We start from the raw sequence: 16,178 nt of genomic DNA, 5'->3' as shown, positions 1-16,178 counted from the left end.
TTTTTTTAATTACTTAACTTTTAATATATTTTAGAGATATTTATAGCATATTTTTTTCTAGATGTATTACTTTTAATTATATCTATATATATATGTAGAATATTTATTTCTATAAATTTAATAGTGTATTTATTTTATTTAAAGAGATATTTAATTAAATGTTTTAAAAAGAGTAGTTGACCTAATTTAAGTAATTCTATTTAATAGAATTAAGAATAATAAAATAATGAAAAAAATATTTTTTTTTATTGTAATACTTTTTCCATATGTATTGTTCCCAGTGAGTCATGGGTATTGTATGTAATTTTATAGTTATTATGCATCCAAAATGGAAGTGCTCCATAACTATCTTTCTGTGTATGTAGGTATATTGTGTTGTATTGTGTTTGTTTACAGAATTGTTCTATTTTATTTACTAATTTACTTCCTACTTTACAATGTCTATATTTTGAATTTACAAATACTCTGTAGATACTTGCTGTTGTATCAGGAGTGTATGTTTTTCCTTTAATATTATAATCTTTATCATATTCTCTTACTGCTGATGTTCCAATAAGTGTGTCTGTATCTGTATCTATTGCTATGTAGAAATTGTTTTTTCTTGAATTTATATAGTACTGTTTTAGATTTACTATATCATAATGGTATTGTGGTATATAATCCATGTTATAACATGTTTTTATCATGTTAAATAAAAATTCTTTTATATTGTATTTTTCAATATATTCTTCCTTAAGTTCTGTAATTTTTATATTCATAATTCTTCACTGTATTACTTTTTTTATAATAAATCAGAAAAAAGTATTACTTTTATTATATCTGGTATTACTATGTTTTATTTTAAAATAAATTAATATATAAATGTATCTAAAGTATTACTTTATGGTTTTATTTTATAGATTTTGTATTAATTTTCTCTTTTAAGAGTACATAAGTATTACTTTTTATTAATTTTTTCATTCTAAAGTAATATATTATTATTTTTTTAATTGAAGTCTTTTCCATTAACTTTAAATAGTTGGTTATTTAAAAATATGTATACAATTATGATGAATTTATAAAAAAGTATTACTAATTTAATTTATTATATAAAAAGAAGTATTACAAAATAATGGTGAAAAACATGAATAAAAAAATAAAATATGGGTTACTTGCCTGTGTTGTTATAGTAATAGCAATTGTTGCAATCTCATCAATTTTAGGTTCTGCAGAAAAAAATGATCCTACACATTTGGTTGTAACAATGATGGGACATGCAGGTGAGCCTGAAACAGGTTTCAATCCTTTAACAGGATGGGGTTGTGGCCATCTAAATTTTAATCCTTTAATACAGAGCACATTATTAACATCTGATGAAAATGGAGATTTTGTTGGTGATTTAGCAACAAATTACACAACAAGTTCTGATGGACTCATATGGACTGTTAATATAAGAGATGATGTAAAATTCTCAAATAATGCTTCTCTTAAAGCTAGTGATGTAGCATTCACATTTAATGAAGCAAGACAAAGTAACTCTCAATTAGATATGTCTAATTTAGAAGAAGCTAAAGCATTAAACGATACAACAGTTGAATTTAAATTAAAGAAAGCTCAATCTAGCTTTGTATATGATTTAAGATACATTGGAATAGTACCAGAAGAAGGTTATAATAATGAAACATATGGGGCAAATCCTATAGGTTCTGGACCTTATAAATTAAAACAATGGGATAAAGGTCAACAAGCAATACTTGAGGTTAATGATAATTATTATGGTAAAAAACCATATTTCACACAATTAACAATACTTTTCCCTGAAGAAGATACAGCTTTTGAACTTGTTAAATCACATCAAGCAGATGTAGTACAAGCACCATTTACAAGCTTAAATCAAACTGTTGATGGATATGAACTAATAAATTATACAAGTCCTCGTGCACAAGGTTTATCACTACCTTATTTAAATAATACTGGACTTACAACAGATAATGGTCATGCTGTAGGTAATAATGTAACAGCAGATAAGGCTATTAGAGAAGCATTGAATATTGGTATTGATAGAACATCAATAATCAATTCAGTATATAAAGGATATGGTAAGGCAGAGTATTCTGGTGTAGATTCACAAGTTTATGCAAATAATGATTCAAAAGTAACTGATAATAATCCTCAGGAAGCTAAAAATATATTAGAACAAGCAGGATGGGTTGATACTAATGGTGATGGTATAAGAGAAAAAGATGGTAAAAATGCATCATTTAAATTATATTATAGTTCTAAGGATCAATCACGTCAATCACTTGCAACTGTAATATCAGAACAAGCAAAACCACTTGGTATTAACATTGAATTAGTTGGAACAGATTGGGATACAATCTATCAAAACATGTATAGTGAAGCTGCATTAATGCAACAATCCTCAGATAATCCATATCGTACAGTATATCAACAATATCATAGTAAGGAAAACTTCACAGAAGATGATTATATGAATCCAAATGCATATAATAGTTCTGAAGTTGATGCTATATTAGAGGAAGCTCTAAGTTCCACAAATCAAAATGAATCAAATAATTTATGGGCTAAAGCAGCATATACAGGAAATGGTGGATTTGGACCAAAAGGTGATGCACCATGGTTATGGGTTGCTGACTATAATTATTGTTATTTTGTAAAAGATGGAATTAATATGGGTAAAGAACCAATAATGGGTCAAGATTATCTTGCTAATATATGTGATTGGACACGTGAAAACACAACTGCATAGTATTTAGTTAATAATTCCCCTCTTTTTCTTTTTTATAAATTTTAAAACATCATATTTTATAACATCTATAATAGGAGATTAATTAAATTGAATACAAAAACAATGAATTTTATAAGAAATAAAACTATTCATTTTATTTTATTAATGATTGCTGTTGCAATATTCAGTTTTGTACTTCTAGAATTATCACCAATAGATCCAGTAAATGCATATTTAAAACAAACTCCAGTATCGGCTGCTCAAAGAGCAGTACTTGAACAGTACTGGGGAGTAAATCAACCATTAACAACAAAAATTACTGGTTGGTTATTAAATTTAGTTCATGGAGATCTTGGTGTTTCATTAATATACCGTATACCTGTAACACAAGTAATTATGGAAAAATTCACAGCATCACTTACATTAATGGCTACATCGTGGATAATTAGTGGTGTGTTAGGTTTCGGACTAGGAATACTTGCTGGAAAAAATAAGAATACATGGATTGATAAAGTAATTAAAGTATACTGTTACATACTACAATCAGCACCATCATTTTGGATAGGACTTGTTATATTAATAATATTCTCAGTATATCTAGGATGGTTCCCAATAGGACTGGGAGTACCAATAGGTACAGTTGAATCAAATGTTACAATATGGCAGTGGATTTCAAGAATGACTCTACCTATAATGACATTAAGTCTAGTGGGAGTAGCACCAATAGCATTATATACACGAAATGAACTTGTGGAAGTATTATCCTCAGATTACATATTGTTTGCAAAAGCAAGAGGAGAATCAGGCTGGCCATTAATAGAAAGACAAGCAATAAGAAACATATTACTTCCAGCTCTAACACTACAATTTTTATCATTCAGTGAATTGTTTGGAGGAGCAGTACTTGTAGAACAAGTATTTTCATATCCTGGAATAGGTCAAACAGCAGTAGCTGCAGGACTTCAAAGTGATGTACCACTACTACTTGGAATAGTATTAGTAAGTGCAGTATTTGTATTTGTAGGTAATATGCTTGCAGATATATTATACTACTTTGTTGATCCAAGAATTAAGGAGAATGAATCTATTGAAAAATAAAGACAAAGAAAATAAAATATGGACATTGTATCATGCAAATCTACGTACAAAAACAATAATAATCACAATTATTGCATCATTAATACTTATAACTGTATTTTTATCTAATTTTCTAATAGATTCAAATACTCTAACAACAAACTTCCAATTTATAAATCAAGCACCATCATTTGAACATCCATTTGGAACAGATTGGATGGGAAGAGACATGTTTACAAGAACACTCCTTGGTTTAGGATTAAGTATAGGTGTAGGAGCATTTGCATCAGTAATAAGTACATGTGTTGCTATAATACTAGGATTACTTTCAAGTATAAATAAAATCACAGATGAGTTTGTAGCAGCAATAATTGATTTATTTGGTTCAATACCTCATATACTACTGATAATTCTCGTATCAATATCTTTTGGTGGAGGATTCTATGGGGTAATCATGGGGGTAGGTCTAACACACTGGACACCACTTGCAAGAGTACTAAGAGCAGAAATAAAAAAGATTAAAACAACAGATTATGTGAAATTATCACAACAATTAGGAAAAAGTAAATTATGGGTAGCAAAGGAACATATACTGCCCCTTGTAATATCACAAATTATAGTTGGAGTAATCTTAATGTTTCCACATGCAATTATGCACGAAGCAAGTATATCATTTTTAGGTTTTGGATTATCTCCACATGAACCTGCAATAGGAATAATACTTGCTGAATCAATGAACTATCTTAGTCTAGGTTGTTGGTGGTTAGCATTCTATCCTGGAATATCATTACTAATATTAGTATTATTATTTGATTTAATAGGAGAAAATGTAAATAAACTCTTAAATCCACAAAGTGCACAGAAGTAGGTGATTATAATTGAAATTACTAGAAATTAAAAATCTTTCAATATCATTCACACAATATATTAAAGGATTAGAACAAAGAGAACTGAAGGTAATCTCTGATTTGACAATGGATATACATGATCATGAAATACTAGCAGTACTGGGAGCAAGTGGTTCAGGAAAAAGTCTACTAGCACATGCAATACTAGGAATATTACCAGAAAATGCAAATGTAAGTGGAACAATAAAATACAAACATCAAGAATTAACACCTACATTACAAGAAAAACTAAGAGGTAAAAACATAAGTTTAATACCACAATCAGTAAATTATTTAAATCCATTAATGAAAGTAAAAGAACAGGCAATTGGATATATAGAAGATGAAAATCAGAAAAAACTCATGCTTGAAAAACAAAGAAAAATCTTTGAAAAATATGGACTTTCAGAAAAGGTAGATGAAATGTATCCTTTTCAATTATCTGGAGGTATGGCACGAAAAGTATTAATATCCACAGCATTACTTAATAGTCCTGATACAATTATAGCAGATGAACCAACACCTGGACTAGATGAAGAAGCAGTAAATGAAACAATAAGGGATCTTATAGAACTAAAAAATAATGGAGTAGGTATGCTACTAATAACACATGATATTCTCACTGCAATAAAAGCAAGTGATAAAATAGCAATAATATATCTAGGATATGTAATAGAAATAACAAAAACAGAAAACTTCCTTACAGGTAAAAATCTACTACACCCCTATACAAGGGCATTATATGATGCATTACCAGAAAATGAATTTAAATTAACTCTAGGACATCAACCATCATACACAGAAATTCCAAAGGGATGTCCATATAATGAAAACTGTCCATATAAAACAGAAGAATGTATAAATACTCCTCCAAAACTAGAACAAGTTAATGATACTCAAGTAAGATGTTATCATCCATTAAATTAGGTGTAAATCATGAATACATTAAAAATAGAGAATATATCATTTAAATATAGAGATGATAGAGAATTATTATCTAATATAAACTTTCAATTAAATAATAATGAAGTAGTAGGTTTGTTTGGTGATAGTGGAAGTGGAAAAAGTACATTATGTAAGGTAATGAGTGGATACCTGGAAAATTATAAGGGTAATGTAACTTTAAATAACAAGCCTATAGAAGATGGATTTAATCCAGTACAACTTATATTTCAACATCCTGAAAAGGTGATGAATCCTAGATGGAATATGAAGAAAATTCTTAATGAATCATGGATGCCAGATAAGAAAATATTAGATGACTTTGGAATAAAAAAGGAATGGTTTAAAAGATATCCTTCTGAATTATCTGGGGGTGAACTTCAAAGATTTAGTATTCTAAGATCATTAAATCCTAAGACTAAGTTTATAATTGCTGATGAAATAACAACAATGCTTGACTGTGTAACACAAGTGCAAATATGGACTAGTTTACTTAAAATAGCAAAGGAAAATGAAGTAGGTATACTTGTTGTGAGTCATGACCATAATTTATTAAATAGAATAACTGATAAAATAATTTATTTTAATGATTTAAATGGATAAATATCCTCTTCATAATTCTCCACCTCTTTTTTTATAAGATTTTAGGACTTCAAAAAAAAAGAATTAAGTGTATATGAAAAATATACAACATACTTACAAAAAGAATTGTATTCTAACTTCTATTTTTGTTTTCAATAACCTGTACCTTTTTTTTTAAATAATTTAAAACTTTTGATTTTGAATTAGAAAGATTTAAAAATTTATATTAGCACAGTATTTATATTAATGTTTTGATTAATTTATTGTATCTTTTCTAAACTTTTTTTTACAATAAAATATATAAATTCTATTAATACAATATAACTCTGATGTATAAGTAATTATGATAATTAAAAAATATAGAAAGAAGAAGTTGGTGATTTAATGGAAGATAAAAAACCTTTAAAGTTAGTAATAAAATGTTATGATCCAGTAGAATATGGTACATTATATGGATTTAATCAGAAAATATCTGATAAAATGCTAGAAAAAGCTAGTAAATATATGACAAAATTCACACCTGCACTTTTTAAAAATGTAATGGAAATCCAAGGAGATCCTCATGGTTGGATGTGTACAAAGGAAAATGCTTCAAAAGTAGAAGAAGCTCTAGGTATTACAGAAACATTAGATAAAATAGCTAAAGAAAGATCTCTTCAAAGAGAATATTATGATGAACATAGAAAAGAAAAGGAAGATGCACAACTTAAGATTGAAGCTGCTTTTGCTGATGCTCCTAGACCTCCACAAAAACTTTCAACACTACTTAAAGTAGCAGAAGTTGTATATGATCCAGCAAATAGTTTTAGAGATAATAATCATTATGGTGGAGGACATTTATTTATTGTTACAAAGAGTATGATATGGTATATTATGAATAATGGTAGGGAAGAAAATAATTGGAATATTAATAATATTGAAATTGATGGTGCTGGAGGAGCAATAGGATTTAAATTACCATATTCTGAGAAGTTACATGAATTAATTAAAACATTAACATCATCTAATGAATATAAAATAGATACTTATGAGGAGGAAATTTAATGAATAATAAATCACTACAATTTATTCTTAAATGTATTGATTATGAGGAATTTGGAAAGTTATATGCATTGAATAAGAAGATTAGTGATGAGGATATGGATAGGGTAAAACCATACTTTAAACATTACACTCCAAAGGATTTTACAGATATAATGAATATTGAAGGTAATCCTCATGGATGGATGTGTCAAGAAAAAGATGTAGAATCTGTTGAGGAAATTCTTGGAATAACCCAAACATTAGCTAAACAAGAAAGTGAAAGGGAAGTTCGTAGAAGAGAATTGTCTAAAAAACGTGAAATTAAGGATAATGCAATGAATCAAATAGAAGAGTTATTTAGTAAGGGTCAAAGACCTTCAAAATTTTTGAAAAAGCTCTTGAAAAAGGCTGATATTGTATATGATCCAGGGGATGCATATTATACTGAAAGTAAGTATGGTGAAGGACAACTATTTTTAGTTGATAAAAAATACATATGGTATATTATTAATAATAGTGCTAAAGAGGATGATTATACTCTTAACAATATTAAAACAGAAAGTCATGGAGCTGTAGGTTTTAGATTGTCATATTCTAGTAAGTTACATGATTTAATAAAAATAGTTTCTGAGGAAAATATCTATAAAGGGGCATGATTTTAATAAATGGAGGTATATGTTTTGGTTAATAAAAAGGATATTATTATACGATCAAATGGTGAAGGTAGAATTTTTAAGATAGATCCTAATAATCCAGAAAGTAAATATAGTTTACCTATTAATTCCATACTTAAACAACATTATAAATATATTTTAAATAGTATGAATAAGGAGAATTTAACATTATCTGATGATGAGGAATGTATGATATTTAAGGAAATAGTTCTTATAGATAAGGTTGTAGGTTTTAGTACATATAAAGGTGCTGATGCTAATAATCATAATGCTTTAATTCTTCAGTATATCTATGTAATACCAGAGTATAGGGGAAATAATCTTTTAGTTAAAGATATTATTGATACTATTTCATTAGGTAGTTATGTTTCTATTGAATCACCCACACGTTTCATGGTTGAATCCTTGATTAATGGTGGTTTAGCAAGTATTTTTGGTGATAGATTTGTAATTAGTAAGATTCCATTTGCTGCACCTATTCATAACTTTACTATTAAGGAAAAGGAGTACTTGAAAAAAGAATATAATATTCCAGATCCTACTGGTATTAATAGAGAATCTTCCTTGTATGATTTAAAGTATTGTGCTATTGTATGTCCTGCATTTGATGGAAGTAATACTGCATATAATCCTGAAGATGATACTACTAATTCTCTGGAAGATGGGTATGTTAGTGATATTTTAGGTGTTGATGAAAAGTATTTTGATGTTTCTGAAAATAGAAATGATGGTGAATTATATTCTAATAAGTATTTTAAAAGGGTATCTGGTGTTATTAAGAAGTATAATGATGATATAGATGAATTTTTAAGTTAGGTTCTCTTCTTTTTTTAAAGTTATAATCCATATATTTATATATTTAGGTAAACTTAAATTTATACAAGGAATTGGTTGTCATAATACAATCAACTTTTTTACTAAAAATTGAGTGGTGAAAAAAATGGAAAATACTACCAAAGATGCATTGAAAATCACAATAGAATTAATAGCATTATTTGTAATATTATACTTAATACCTCTATTGTTATTACCTGAATAATAATTACAGCTAGAATTTATTGAAAAATTAAATTTCAATAATCTTCTACTTAAAACTCTCTTTTTCTAAATTTAATTTTAACAAAAATATATCTCTCTATAAACAACAAATATAATAACATAATCCTAGAATTTAAAATAAAATTATTTTCAAAATAGTTATGGTGATACTATTGATAATAAGACAAGAAATAAAAACTGATTATAGAGAAGTGGAAAATCTTGTAAGAGAATCATTTTGGAATATATATAGACCTGGATGTTATGAACATTATATAATTCATAATATGAGATATGCAAAATCTTTCATAAAACAATTAGACTACCTAATAGAAGAAGATAATCATATAATAGCACATATTGTATATGCTAATGGAAAAATTCATTCTAACAATGAATCTAAAACATTACCAATATTAGGTCCAGTAAGTGTTCATCCAAAGTACCAAAAACAAGGTTATGGAAGTAAAATAATAAATTACACACTTAAAAAAGCAGAAGAAATGGGATATCCTGGAATTATTGTTGTGGGAGATGAAAAATACTATTCTAGATTTGGATTTGAAAAAGCATTCAAATACAATATACATTATGAAGGTATGGATAGAAATGATGAAGCACCATTTTTCATGATTAAAGTATTTGATAAAAATAAAATAAATGATTATCAAGGTATTTTCTCAAATCCTGAATCTTATACTGTGGATATTGAATTACTTAATGAATTTGATAAGGCATTTCCACCAAAAATAAAAGAAAAAATAGAAGGACAACTTGAATAAAGAGTGATATAATGAAAATATGTCTATATGGTTCTGCAAGTAACAGTATAAATAAAACATATAAAGAAGTAGGATATGATTTAGGTAAAGAAATAGCAAATAAGAACCATACATTGGTATTTGGATCTGGAAATCATGGAATGATGGGATCAGTTGCAAAGGGTGTGTATGCTAATCATGGAAAAATAATAGGAATAGCACCAGAATGGATGCATGAATTTGAAGAAATATATCCCCATTGTAATAAAATATTCTACACTAAATCAATGTCTGAGAGAAAAAGATTATTTCTAGTAAAATCTGATGCTTTTATAGTAACACCAGGAGGAATTGGTACATTAGATGAATTCTTTGAAATAATAACCCTAAAAAAATTAGAAATACACTCAAAACCAATAGTAATATTTAACATTAATAACTTCTATGATTCTATGATTAAAATGATTGAGGATATGATTAATGAAAATACTGTTAGTAGGGATAGCACTCAGTTATATCATATAACAACAACTGTTGATGAAACAATGGATTATCTAGAAAACTATTGAAGAATCTTATTTTTTTTTAATACTTTTTTTATAAATTATAATATGAATAAAAAAATTTAATTATTAATTATATTTATATTGACTTTCTATTTATAGTTTCATATATTTTTATAGTATTTCTTTAATATTTTCTATTAGCATGCTAAAATACTATTTTTTATTAATTATATATATCTATTAAATCATATTTTTTCTATTTTTTTCTAAAATATTATATAGCTTAAGAAACAAGTCTACTTTAAAGGTGATTAAATATGAAAATAATAGGATTTAATGCAAGCCCAAGATTTACAGGTAATGGAAAAGTCATATCAAATAAAGTTTTAAGTATGGCACGAGAGAAAGGTTTTGACACAGAATTCATTGATTTATCAACAGCACATATAAAACCATGTCAATCATGTAACTACTGTAAAACACATGCAGGAATATGTATATTAGATGATGATATGCAAGATATAAAAAGAAAAATCACAGATTGTGATGCAATAATACTAGTAGCACCAATATACTTTTCACAAATAAATGCACAAGCAACAGTATTTATTAATAGATTATATTCATTCTTCCAAACAGAATATGTTCAAAAATATGAAAATGGATATGTAGTTAGTGTAAATGACTTTAATGACTTTGAAATTATAAATAGTGATAAATTAAAAAATATTAAAATATCAATAATACTTACACAAGGAGAAAAAGACACAACAGATACTGAAAAATACATAGAATCAGGATTATTCAATCAATTAAATTTATTATTTGATGTTAAAGATGTGGAAATTCTACCAGATAATAATGAACCTGGTATTGTTAAAGATAAAAAAGATCAAATAGAAGTAATTGAAAAAGTTGCAAAAAATCTAATTACACAGTAATTAGAATAATCCTCCTATCTTTTTTTTTCATGTTATTACTTTTTATTCACTTAATATTTATAATGGATTATAAAAATATCTATTATTATGCAAAGAAAAGGAATAACAAATTTACCATTACATAGTGATCATACACCTCCATGGTTATGGAAGAGAATGGTTAAATTATCAGCTGCAATAACAGAAGTAATTCTTGAAGAGTATGGTCATGATGAATTTCTCAAAAGAATATCTAATCCCTATTGGTTTCAAGGATTTTCTTGTGTAATTGGATTTGATTGGCATTCTTCAGGTACAACAACCACAACATGTGGTGCTCTTCGTGCTAGTTTAAATCCAGAAGAACATGGAATTGTTGTTCTTGGAGGTAAAGGAAAAAATTCAAGAAAAACTCCAAGTCAACTAGAAGATGTTTCATCAACATTTAATTTAAGTAGTAAAAAAACAGATGAATTAATTCAATCCTCAAAACTATCTGCAAAAATAGATAATTCCTGTATTCAAGATACATATACCTTATACCAGCATAACTTCTTCTTAACAGAAAATGGAAAATGGGCTGTTATTCAACAAGGAATGAATACTGATACATGTTATGCAAGAAGATATCATTGGTTAAGTACAAGTGTGGATGATTTTCTAAGTAGTCCACATACTGCTATTGAATGTAATAAAAAAGAAGATAAAAGCCTAGATATGTCTTCAAAGGAAAGTAAAGAAGTACAAAAAATCAGTGTGGATTTAGTAAATGATAATCCGGAACATTTAAGAACATATTTTAGAAGAAAAGATCCTAAACAGACACTTCTCACAGATTTTTTTGATTTTAATGAAAAAGATAATGATCCTACTGGATTTAATAATCAAGTATCCTTTTCCATGCCCTCACATCATGAAGTATTAGATATGGATTTATCTGATAGGGAATTTGAAGTTTTAAGAAATGCTTATGAAATTCAACCTTCTGATTATAAAGAATTAATTTCATTAAAAGGTATTGGTCCAAAGAAAATAAGAGCCTTAGCATTAATTAGTGATTTAGTTTATGGTCAAAAGGCTAGTTGGGAAGATCCTGTTAAATATAGTTTTGCTCATGGGGGAAAAGATGGTTTTCCATATCCTGTAGATAGAGAAGTTTATGATCATTCTATTAAAACAATACAAGATGCTCTTAATCAAGCAAAAATAGATAATAAAGAAAAATATAATGCTATTAAAAGATTAAATAAATATTTATAAAAAAAAGTGTTTCTGAGATTTTATCTCAGAAAAATAGTATTATGCTGTATGATTTGTCGTGTTAAACTTTTTCACTAGATTATATTGGGGTGTGTTGTTATCATTAAGATTGTCTGGTATATCACTTGGTTTTTGTGGAGTGTCTGGTGCTTCTCCTTCAAATGCTCCACCTGTTATTTCTCCTGTTTTTGAACTTATTTCATAATATCCTATAAATTTACCATTTGAATAAACATTAATTAAATAATATTTAATACCATTTGCTGTAATTTCTTCTGAAAGTGATGTTGTAACAGAAGTTAATCCATCTGTAATTGCAGCATTTTTTGCAATAACTGATGCTTGTGCTGAAGATATTAGTGAAGTTCTATTACTACTTGGTGTTTTATTGGTAGGAGTATTTGTTCCTGGTTTTTGTGGATTTGATTGTTGTTGATTGTTATTTCCATTAGATGTTATGGTAGCATTATTAGCATTATTTTGATTATTATTACTACTTTGTGTAGTAGTACCACTAGCTCCATTTGCATTGTTTTTGGAATCTACATTGTTTTTTGAATTTATTCCTGTATTGCTGTTATCTTCTTGTGTTGGACTTCCTGCACCATTAGCTTCTATTGCAGCTAGATCTGTAACAGTTTGTTCATCAGTTAAAACTCCTGATAATGGATTAAATACAGAATTTTCATCATCTGTTGCATTGTATGTTGCAGCAACTATTCCTATAAGAGCAACTATTACTATTGCTATTATGATTTTTTTATCCACTTTTTTCACCTCATTTTCTTTTTTTATTCTATTATTATGATTTTTTATTTAATATATTTAAATATGTGGTAATTATTATTTTCTAATGAAAATAAGTTTTATTTTGTAATATATGTTATATTTTATCATTATTATGTTGTTTCATATTAAATACACTATTTTTATCCAATTATTCTTTTTTCTTTCTTTTCTTTATATTTTACTATTAATATTTTAAAAAATATTTTATATTAAATAAAGTATTTTGGAATATATTCTAGTAAATTTATTTTAGTAAATTATCACTATATATATTAATTACTGTGGTGATTATATGTATACGTTAGATGATGAATATAATTATATTGATAATATTAAAAAGGAATTAAAGTTCTTAACAAATTCAAAGGTTCGTCTTAAATTATTAATATGCTTATATGATTCAGAATTAACTGTAAAAGAATTACATGAAAAAACGAACTTAAATTATAGTTCAATCACTAATAATTTAAATAAACTTGAGGAATTTGAATATATTAATAAAAATAATGAAAAATATACTTTAACAACTTCAACAAAAATGAAATTAGTAAATTTATTGTACTTTAACAATAACCTTGATTTCATATATGAATATGTGGATTTTATAAACAATCATCAAGTAGAAAATGATAATATAGATAGTTTAGCTACACTCCCATATGTCAATATAGATAATAGTCAATTAATACAGGCCGATAATATCAATCCTTTTCTAGCAACAGAAACAATAGAACAAACAATGATGAGAGAAGGACTAGTAAAAGCTATCTGTATATATCTTCATCCGAATTGTTCTGATATGATAGCATTTATGATGAATCAAAAATCAGAATTTGAAGTAATAGTACCACTTGATTTTGCTCAATATATAATTCAACATGCTAATAATTATAAGACAGATAAACCACTGGAAAATATATGCTTTAATATAAAGCCTCTACGTAAAATACCATTGAATATTGTACTTGTTGTTTCTGAAAATGAAATTGTTGTAGGATTGGTTAAAAAAGATAGTGGATTATTTAATAAAAATTGTGTTCTTCGTTCAGAAGATGAAAATGCAAGAAGATGGGGTTTACGTGTTTTTAGGGAATATGAATCATTAAAACCGGGATATATTGATATAAGAGAATTAATATCTAAAAATAATAATTTAGAATAAGTGGTGTTTTTCATGTTTAATAATATAGAAGATATTACATCCACATCATATGATTCAATAAAATATCTTGTAAATTCTGATTTACGAATAAATATTCTTGAATTATTATATGATAAGGAATGTAATTTTGAAGAAATTAAAGGAACTGTTTTAAAACAGGAAAGTAATATTCTAAGAACCTTAAAAGAGTTACAAGATCTTAAATTAATAGAACATAGTAACAAGATATATAAATTATCTTCTGCAGGTTATCTTACAATAAGAAATCTTAAAACTCTTATAGATAATTTTTATGTATTAAATAAGCTTAGAAAATGTTGGAATGTTCATAATATAGATAATATTCCACTACATTTTTCAAGATATCTTTATCTATGGAAAGATGGATTTTTAACATATTCTGATTATGTGGAGTATTATAAAAGTATAAATATCTATGTAGAAAAGATAAAACAGTCAAAAGAAATTAGAATAATACTACCAATATTTTCAAAGTTACATATTGCAGCAATACTTGATACAATTAATAAAAATAATGCAACACTTGAATTAATAACTTCAAATGATATACTAAATGCTATAAAAACTTCTGAATATAATGAATTATTTGAAAAATTAAGAACTAATGGATCTATCAAATTATATTTATCTAATAATAATATTCATAAGATATTCTATACAGTTGCAGATAATTTTGCAGCTCTAACACTATTCTATCTAGATGATAGTTATGATGATTCAGTCATGCTTTTTAATGATAATATGAATCATTATGATATTTTTGTTAGTTTATTTGAGGATTATAAGTCTATGTTAAAATAACTACTCTTTATATTGGAAATTTATTTATTTTAAAGAATAAATATAAATAATAAAGAGAATTGTGAGGATTTGATAAAATGGAATCAACATTAAATGATCTAAAGACAAGACATTCAGTTAGAAAATTTAAAGATGAAGTAGTAAGTAAAGATGATTTAGAAAAAATATTAGAAACAGCAACATATGCTCCAACGGGTTTAGGTCTTCAATCACCTAAAATTCTTGTAATTCAAAGAAAAGATATTATTGAACGTATAGCAAAATGGAATTTATCCTATTTTCCAGAGGATATTAAAAAAGAGCTTGAAGAAGATTATGATCCATTCTTTAAAACTTCAACTTTGATTATAGTACTTGCTAATAGTGAGATACCTACATGTGTAGAAGATGGAAGTTTAGTTATTGGTAATATTCTTAATGCTGCTCATGCTATTGGTGTTGGTGGATGTTGGATTCACAGAGCACGTGAAGAATTTGATAGTCTTCAAGGTAAGGAACTTCTTAAAGTATGGGGTATTCCTGAGAAATATATTGGAATTGGTCATGTTATTTTAGGTTATCCTGCTGATGATTTTGAACCTAAAATAACACCACGTAAGGATGATTATATTGTTTATTTAGATGATCTTTTATAGTATTATTTATTGATCAATGATTTTAAATTCCATTTATTTTCTTTTTGAATATTTTTTAATTTGTTATTTTCTTGTTCTAGTTGTGTGATTTTTTCTTTTAAGTTTTTTATTTCCCTTTCATACTCTTCATTTTGGAATATGAGTTTTCCTATTTTTAATGATAATTTTTTATAATTATTTTTGGATTCATCTAATTCCATTTTTAGTAGTTTATTTTCTTGTTCTAAATTTTTTTGCATTTTATTTTTTCTCCCTCTTTTTTTTAGAAGTTATGTTCTAGTTAGCTAATAATATTTTAATCTATTTATCTTATATTTTTTCTTGGGTCGATTTATCTACTATTTTATAGTTATTATTTAATATTTACATGAT

At 26.5% G+C, this 16,178-nt stretch carries 18 protein-coding genes; 15 read left to right on the top strand and 3 right to left on the bottom strand.

Going from position 1 to position 16,178, the window contains the following annotated elements:
- Positions 1 to 245 precede the first annotated feature (245 nt).
- Entirely contained in the window at positions 246 to 758 is a 513-nt protein-coding gene (locus BZ132_RS03995) for a GNAT family N-acetyltransferase (RefSeq protein ID WP_011406406.1), read from the bottom strand.
- Positions 759 to 1,123: 365 nt separating this feature from the next.
- On the opposite strand from BZ132_RS03995, the gene BZ132_RS03990 reads away from it, so the two are divergent.
- From BZ132_RS03990 to BZ132_RS03935, 12 genes are all read left to right on the top strand, one after another.
- Complete coding sequence (locus BZ132_RS03990; protein ID WP_286940547.1) at positions 1,124 to 2,749, top strand: ABC transporter substrate-binding protein; 1,626 nt, start codon at positions 1,124 to 1,126, stop codon at positions 2,747 to 2,749.
- A 102-nt stretch (positions 2,750 to 2,851) separates the two neighbouring features.
- Positions 2,852 to 3,826 (top strand): ABC transporter permease, encoded by a 975-nt coding sequence (locus BZ132_RS03985; protein ID WP_286940548.1) that lies wholly within the window; start codon positions 2,852 to 2,854, stop codon positions 3,824 to 3,826.
- Positions 3,816 to 4,673, top strand: coding sequence for an ABC transporter permease (locus tag BZ132_RS03980; RefSeq protein WP_011406403.1), 858 nt, complete (start codon positions 3,816 to 3,818; stop codon positions 4,671 to 4,673). The genes BZ132_RS03985 and BZ132_RS03980 overlap by 11 nt, the downstream gene beginning before the upstream one ends.
- Before the next feature lie 10 nt (positions 4,674 to 4,683).
- Positions 4,684 to 5,619 (top strand): ABC transporter ATP-binding protein, encoded by a 936-nt coding sequence (locus tag BZ132_RS03975; RefSeq protein WP_011406402.1) that lies wholly within the window; start codon positions 4,684 to 4,686, stop codon positions 5,617 to 5,619.
- Between the two features lie 9 nt (positions 5,620 to 5,628).
- Positions 5,629 to 6,237, top strand: a complete 609-nt coding sequence (locus tag BZ132_RS03970; protein ID WP_286940546.1) for an ABC transporter ATP-binding protein — start codon at positions 5,629 to 5,631, stop codon at positions 6,235 to 6,237.
- Positions 6,238 to 6,600: 363 nt separating this feature from the next.
- On the top strand, positions 6,601 to 7,260 hold the full coding sequence (locus BZ132_RS03965; protein WP_011406400.1) for a hypothetical protein: 660 nt from the start codon (positions 6,601 to 6,603) through the stop codon (positions 7,258 to 7,260).
- On the top strand, positions 7,260 to 7,895 hold the full coding sequence (locus BZ132_RS03960; RefSeq protein WP_112149520.1) for a hypothetical protein: 636 nt from the start codon (positions 7,260 to 7,262) through the stop codon (positions 7,893 to 7,895). The genes BZ132_RS03965 and BZ132_RS03960 overlap by 1 nt, the downstream gene beginning before the upstream one ends.
- 24 nt (positions 7,896 to 7,919) lie before the next feature.
- Positions 7,920 to 8,729 (top strand): hypothetical protein, encoded by an 810-nt coding sequence (locus BZ132_RS03955; protein ID WP_011406398.1) that lies wholly within the window; start codon positions 7,920 to 7,922, stop codon positions 8,727 to 8,729.
- Between the two features lie 395 nt (positions 8,730 to 9,124).
- The gene (locus BZ132_RS03950; RefSeq protein ID WP_011406397.1) at positions 9,125 to 9,733 is read left to right on the top strand and encodes a GNAT family N-acetyltransferase; all 609 of its coding nucleotides are present in this window, start codon (positions 9,125 to 9,127) and stop codon (positions 9,731 to 9,733) included.
- Positions 9,734 to 9,744: 11 nt separating this feature from the next.
- The gene (locus BZ132_RS03945; RefSeq protein ID WP_112149519.1) at positions 9,745 to 10,281 is read left to right on the top strand and encodes a TIGR00730 family Rossman fold protein; all 537 of its coding nucleotides are present in this window, start codon (positions 9,745 to 9,747) and stop codon (positions 10,279 to 10,281) included.
- Positions 10,282 to 10,535: 254 nt separating this feature from the next.
- Positions 10,536 to 11,159, top strand: coding sequence for a flavodoxin family protein (locus BZ132_RS03940; protein WP_011406395.1), 624 nt, complete (start codon positions 10,536 to 10,538; stop codon positions 11,157 to 11,159).
- 87 nt (positions 11,160 to 11,246) lie between these two features.
- Positions 11,247 to 12,398 carry a DUF763 domain-containing protein gene (locus BZ132_RS03935; protein ID WP_011406394.1) on the top strand — a complete coding sequence of 384 codons (1,152 nt, stop codon included), beginning with the start codon at positions 11,247 to 11,249 and terminating at the stop codon, positions 12,396 to 12,398.
- Positions 12,399 to 12,437: 39 nt separating this feature from the next.
- On the opposite strand, the gene BZ132_RS03930 is transcribed toward BZ132_RS03935, so the two are convergent.
- A complete protein-coding gene (locus BZ132_RS03930) occupies positions 12,438 to 13,166 on the bottom strand; it encodes a hypothetical protein (protein ID WP_112149517.1) in 729 nt (242 codons plus the stop codon).
- 313 nt (positions 13,167 to 13,479) lie between these two features.
- Between BZ132_RS03930 and BZ132_RS03925 the strand changes: the two genes are divergently transcribed.
- The 3 genes from BZ132_RS03925 to BZ132_RS03915 all read left to right on the top strand — a co-directional run bounded on the left by BZ132_RS03925 (position 13,480) and on the right by BZ132_RS03915 (position 15,806).
- Positions 13,480 to 14,349, top strand: coding sequence for a winged helix-turn-helix domain-containing protein (locus BZ132_RS03925; RefSeq protein ID WP_286940545.1), 870 nt, complete (start codon positions 13,480 to 13,482; stop codon positions 14,347 to 14,349).
- Positions 14,350 to 14,361: 12 nt separating this feature from the next.
- Positions 14,362 to 15,171, top strand: coding sequence for a winged helix-turn-helix domain-containing protein (locus BZ132_RS03920; protein WP_112149515.1), 810 nt, complete (start codon positions 14,362 to 14,364; stop codon positions 15,169 to 15,171).
- A gap of 77 nt (positions 15,172 to 15,248) precedes the next feature.
- On the top strand, positions 15,249 to 15,806 hold the full coding sequence (locus BZ132_RS03915) for a nitroreductase (RefSeq protein ID WP_112149514.1): 558 nt from the start codon (positions 15,249 to 15,251) through the stop codon (positions 15,804 to 15,806).
- A gap of 2 nt (positions 15,807 to 15,808) precedes the next feature.
- Here the strand turns inward: BZ132_RS03915 and BZ132_RS03910 are convergent, their stop codons facing one another.
- The gene (locus BZ132_RS03910) at positions 15,809 to 16,045 is read right to left on the bottom strand and encodes a hypothetical protein (protein ID WP_011406389.1); all 237 of its coding nucleotides are present in this window, start codon (positions 16,043 to 16,045) and stop codon (positions 15,809 to 15,811) included.
- Between the last annotated feature and the right edge of the window lie 133 nt (positions 16,046 to 16,178).

This window comes from Methanosphaera sp. DEW79, from assembly GCF_003266085.1.
In the GTDB taxonomy this organism is placed as follows: domain Archaea; phylum Methanobacteriota; class Methanobacteria; order Methanobacteriales; family Methanobacteriaceae; genus Methanosphaera; species Methanosphaera stadtmanae.
This window is presented reverse-complemented; position numbering and strand designations above follow the sequence as displayed.

Bases quoted from the DNA above. Each gene is read 5' to 3' on its own strand.
- BZ132_RS03925 (WP_286940545.1), top strand. From the start codon at position 13,480: ATGTATACGTTAGATGATGAATATAATTATATTGATAATATTAAAAAG.
- BZ132_RS03935 (WP_011406394.1), top strand. From the start codon at position 11,247: ATGCAAAGAAAAGGAATAACAAATTTACCATTACATAGTGATCATACA.
- BZ132_RS03970 (WP_286940546.1), top strand. From the start codon at position 5,629: ATGAATACATTAAAAATAGAGAATATATCATTTAAATATAGAGATGAT.
- BZ132_RS03990 (WP_286940547.1), top strand. From the start codon at position 1,124: ATGAATAAAAAAATAAAATATGGGTTACTTGCCTGTGTTGTTATAGTA.
- BZ132_RS03920 (WP_112149515.1), top strand. From the start codon at position 14,362: ATGTTTAATAATATAGAAGATATTACATCCACATCATATGATTCAATA.
- BZ132_RS03995 (WP_011406406.1), bottom strand. From the start codon at position 758: ATGAATATAAAAATTACAGAACTTAAGGAAGAATATATTGAAAAATAC.
- BZ132_RS03910 (WP_011406389.1), bottom strand. From the start codon at position 16,045: ATGCAAAAAAATTTAGAACAAGAAAATAAACTACTAAAAATGGAATTA.
- BZ132_RS03985 (WP_286940548.1), top strand. From the start codon at position 2,852: ATGAATTTTATAAGAAATAAAACTATTCATTTTATTTTATTAATGATT.
- BZ132_RS03965 (WP_011406400.1), top strand. From the start codon at position 6,601: ATGGAAGATAAAAAACCTTTAAAGTTAGTAATAAAATGTTATGATCCA.
- BZ132_RS03960 (WP_112149520.1), top strand. From the start codon at position 7,260: ATGAATAATAAATCACTACAATTTATTCTTAAATGTATTGATTATGAG.
- BZ132_RS03915 (WP_112149514.1), top strand. From the start codon at position 15,249: ATGGAATCAACATTAAATGATCTAAAGACAAGACATTCAGTTAGAAAA.
- BZ132_RS03945 (WP_112149519.1), top strand. From the start codon at position 9,745: ATGAAAATATGTCTATATGGTTCTGCAAGTAACAGTATAAATAAAACA.
- BZ132_RS03940 (WP_011406395.1), top strand. From the start codon at position 10,536: ATGAAAATAATAGGATTTAATGCAAGCCCAAGATTTACAGGTAATGGA.